Source organism: Streptomyces sp. NPDC057654 (assembly GCF_042800135.1).
Lineage (GTDB): Bacteria > Actinomycetota > Actinomycetes > Streptomycetales > Streptomycetaceae > Streptomyces.
In genome coordinates this window covers 1-3,760 of the sequence record NZ_JBHVHQ010000841.1, presented here as the reverse complement: position 1 = coordinate 3,760, position 3,760 = coordinate 1, and the positions used below count along the sequence as shown (strand labels likewise).

4 protein-coding genes are annotated in these 3,760 nt (G+C 70.4%); 3 read left to right on the top strand and 1 reads right to left on the bottom strand.

Translation table 11 applies throughout. The annotated features are described in order from the left end of the window. Window positions 1–295: 295 nt before the first annotated feature. The 3 genes from rplU (at window position 296) to obgE (ending at window position 2,452) form a co-directional block, all read left to right on the top strand. Entirely contained in the window at window positions 296–616 is a 321-nt protein-coding gene (gene rplU, locus ACFU99_RS36920) for a 50S ribosomal protein L21 (RefSeq protein ID WP_384401012.1), read from the top strand. Between the two features lie 14 nt (window positions 617–630). Continuing rightward, entirely contained in the window at window positions 631–888 is a 258-nt protein-coding gene (gene rpmA, locus ACFU99_RS36915) for a 50S ribosomal protein L27 (protein ID WP_030876897.1), read from the top strand. Between the two features lie 127 nt (window positions 889–1,015). Further along, window positions 1,016–2,452 carry a GTPase ObgE gene (obgE, locus tag ACFU99_RS36910; protein WP_384401009.1) on the top strand — a complete coding sequence of 479 codons (1,437 nt, stop codon included), beginning with the start codon at window positions 1,016–1,018 and terminating at the stop codon, window positions 2,450–2,452. 249 nt (window positions 2,453–2,701) lie between these two features. Here obgE and ACFU99_RS36905 read toward each other — a convergent pair. Continuing rightward, window positions 2,702–3,760, bottom strand: a 1,059-nt coding sequence (locus tag ACFU99_RS36905; RefSeq protein ID WP_384401006.1) for an acyltransferase family protein, incomplete at its 5' end; no start/stop codon positions are given.

Here is a 3,760-nt window from a genome sequence, read left to right as displayed (position 1 = left end):
GCCCCGGCCCGTACCCTCGCCCGTACCCCTCGCCCGTATCGGAGGAGGCGCGGGCGAGCCCGTACGCTCGTACGGACAGCGGCGCGGTCTTCCCGCGCCGCATCGGTTTGACCCCATGGTCAAGGGCCCCGTACCCTGGACCGTCGGCGTGTGTAACGCGCCAAACCCCTGAGCACATCCCTTCCGGCTCCGCCGGTAGAGGCCGCTCGTCCATTCGGATCTCACGGACCGTTCGCGGACCGTGTGAGCGGCTGGCATCAGAGGTCCCGTTTACTAGCGAGAGAGTGAGATCCGCGTGTACGCAATCGTGCGTAGCGGCGGCCGTCAGCACAAGGTTGCTGTCGGTGACGTCCTTGAGGTCGACAAGATTTCCACCGGCAACGTAGGCGACGCGGTCGAGCTCTCGACGCTGCTCGTCGTCGACGGCGACGCGGTCACCAGCGACCCGTGGGTGCTGGCCGGCGTCAAGGTCCAGGCCGAGATCGTGGACCACCACAAGGGTGCCAAGATCGACATCCTGAAGTACAAGAACAAGACCGGCTACCGCAAGCGGATCGGTCACCGCCAGCAGTACACGGCGATCAAGATCACCGGCATCGACGCGGCTGCTAAGTAAGGGACTGAGGAGACATGGCACACAAGAAGGGCGCATCGTCCACTCGGAACGGTCGCGACTCCAATGCCCAGCGGCTCGGCGTCAAGCGTTTCGGCGGTCAGGCCGTCAACGCCGGCGAGATCCTGGTCCGCCAGCGCGGCACCCACTTCCACCCGGGCTCGGGCGTCGGTCGCGGTGGCGACGACACCCTGTTCGCGCTGGCCGCCGGTGCGGTGCAGTTCGGCACCCACCGTGGTCGCAAGGTAGTGAACATCGTCCCGATCGCTGAGTAATCAGCTTCCGGCACGACCCAGCACCTTTTCCGAGGGCGGACCAGGCTTTCCCGGCGACGGGAAGCGGGTCCGCCCTCGGCGTGTTAGTACGAGAGAACAATCCCGTCCTTATCTGGAGGCAACCGTCATGACCACCTTCGTGGACCGCGTCGAGCTGCATGTCGCCGCGGGTAACGGGGGCCACGGCTGCGCCTCCGTGCACCGTGAGAAGTTCAAGCCGCTCGGCGGCCCGGACGGCGGCAACGGCGGACGGGGCGGAGATGTGATCCTGGTCGTCGACCAGTCGGTCACCACCCTCCTGGACTACCACCACAGCCCGCACCGCAAGGCCACCAACGGCAAGCCCGGCGAGGGCGGCAACCGCTCCGGCAAGGACGGCGGCGACCTGGTCCTGCCGGTGCCGGACGGCACCGTCGTGCTCGACAAGAAGGGCGAGGTCGTCGCCGACCTCGTCGGCGAGGGCACCACCTTCGTCGCCTCCCAGGGCGGCCGCGGCGGCCTCGGCAACGCCGCGCTGGCCTCCGCCCGCCGCAAGGCCCCCGGCTTCGCGCTGCTCGGCGAGCCGGGCAGCTCCGGCGACGTGGTCCTGGAGCTCAAGACCGTCGCGGACGTCGCGCTCGTCGGCTTCCCCAGCGCCGGGAAGTCCTCGCTGATCTCGGTGCTCTCGGCCGCCAAGCCGAAGATCGCCGACTATCCCTTCACCACCCTGGTGCCCAACCTCGGCGTGGTGACGGCCGGTTCGACCGTCTACACCATCGCCGACGTGCCCGGCCTCATCCCCGGCGCCAGCCAGGGCAAGGGCCTCGGCCTGGAGTTCCTGCGGCACGTCGAGCGCTGCTCGGTGCTCGTGCACGTACTGGACACGGCGACGCTGGAGTCGGAGCGCGACCCGCTCTCCGACCTCGACCAGATCGAAGCGGAGCTCGCCGAGTACGGCGGGCTGGAGGACCGGCCGCGGATCGTCGTCCTCAACAAGGTCGACATCCCCGACGGCAAGGACCTCGCCGACATCATCCGGCCCGAGCTGGAGGCCCGCGGCTTCCAGATCTTCGAGGTGTCGGCCGTCTCCCGGCTGGGCCTGAAGGAACTGTCCTTCGCGCTCGCGGGCATCGTGGCCGAGGCGCGCGCCGCCAAGCCCAAGGAGGAGGCGACCCGCATCGTCATCCGCCCGAAGGCCGTGGACGACGCGGGCTTCACGGTCGCCGCCGACGACGACGGCATCTACCGGGTGCGCGGCGAGAAGCCCGAGCGCTGGGTGCGCCAGACCGACTTCAACAACGACGAGGCCGTCGGCTACCTCGCCGACCGGCTGAACCGCCTCGGCGTCGAGGACGCCCTGCTCAAGGCGGGCGCCCGCGCGGGCGACGGCGTCGCGATCGGCAGCGACGAGGACTCCGTCGTCTTCGACTGGGAGCCGACCATGGCCGCGGGCGCGGAGATGCTCGGCCGCCGCGGCGAGGACCACCGGATGGAGGAGCCGCGGCCGGCCGCGCAGCGCCGCCGGGACCGCGCCGACGCGCGGGACGAGGCGGAGCAGGAGTACGACGAGTTCAAGCCCTTCTGAGCCCCTCCGGGCGGACTGAGCCTGTGTCCGACCGCTGATGTGGACCTCTGGGGAAGGCCGGCCCGATGACGGTGTGTCCGGGGTCATCGGGCCGGCGCTTCAACGGTGCTGTCCCCTGTGCGGCCACCCGTCGATGTCGGGGGCCGCGCCGAGGGCGGTGTACTGCTCGGCAGCGTCTCGGGCCAGGCGGCGTGGCGACACCACGCGCGGCGACGGCGTGCGGTAGTCGAGCGGGTGGCGAGGGCCGGGTCACCCTTCTTCCGGTGACGCGCGGGGAGCGGCCCGTGGTGTGGGCCGGTTCGGGGCGGTGCGGCGGGGATCGAGGGCGGTGGTGAGACGGCGGCGCAGGAGGCGGCCGAGTCTGCGGTCGACCAGGCGGTTCAGCGCGGCGGCCAGCAGCAGGGAGAGGAAGATCCCGAGGCCGATCGCGGGGAGCAGGCCGAGACCGGGAAGCGTTTTGAGGATGCCGCGGGTGACGGGTATGCCCAGGCTCTGGTGGACCAGGTAGAAGGGGTAGGTCAGGGCGCCGGCGTAGACGAGGGGGCGCCATGGGAGGTGGCGCAGCGGGCCGGGGCCGGCCAGGGTGAGCAGGACGAAGAACCCGGTGAGGACGGCCGCGCTGACCGGCCAGCTGGAGGCGGCGTGTGCGGCGACGCGGTCGTCCAGGACGGTCAGGGTGTAGCACCAGGCGAAGCCGGCCAGGAGCCACAGGAGCAGGTCGGGCCCGAAGCGGTGCATCAGGTAGAGCGCGATGCCGGCCACGAAGAGTCCGGTGTACTGGCTGAGCAGGAGTTCGTCCAGGGCGGCGGAGTGCAGTTCGCGGCCGATGGACGCCAGGACGAGCCAGAGGAACCCGAAGGCCACGGTGCGTCGGTAGGTCAGGCCGATCAGCGTCAGCGCGCCCATGAGGAGATAGAAGCGGGCTTCCACCCATAGTGTCCAGGCGACACCGGCGGTGAAGTCCAGGCCGAGCGGGCTGGGGATCATCGTCAGGTTGCCCAGGGTGGTGCGCAGGTCGATGGGAGCCCCGTACCGCTGTCCGGCGAGCGTGGCGACCGTGCCTACGGCGACGATCAGCAGGACGACGGCCCAGTACAGCGGGAAGAGCCGGGCGATACGGGAGACGGCGAACTGCGCCGGGGTGCGACCCCAGCAGCTCATGCAGATGACGAAGCCGCTGATCAGGAAGAACGCCTCGACGCCGAGCCAGCCGTAACCGCTGATCGCGTGGAGCAGTGGTGCTGTCCGGGGGAGGTCGTAGCCCTCGCCCCAGAAGTGGGGGGTCGGGGTGCCGAGGTAGTGGTAGGC

Bases quoted from the DNA above. Each gene is read 5' to 3' on its own strand.
- obgE (WP_384401009.1), top strand. From the start codon at position 1,016: ATGACCACCTTCGTGGACCGCGTCGAGCTGCATGTCGCCGCGGGTAAC.
- rpmA (WP_030876897.1), top strand. From the start codon at position 631: ATGGCACACAAGAAGGGCGCATCGTCCACTCGGAACGGTCGCGACTCC.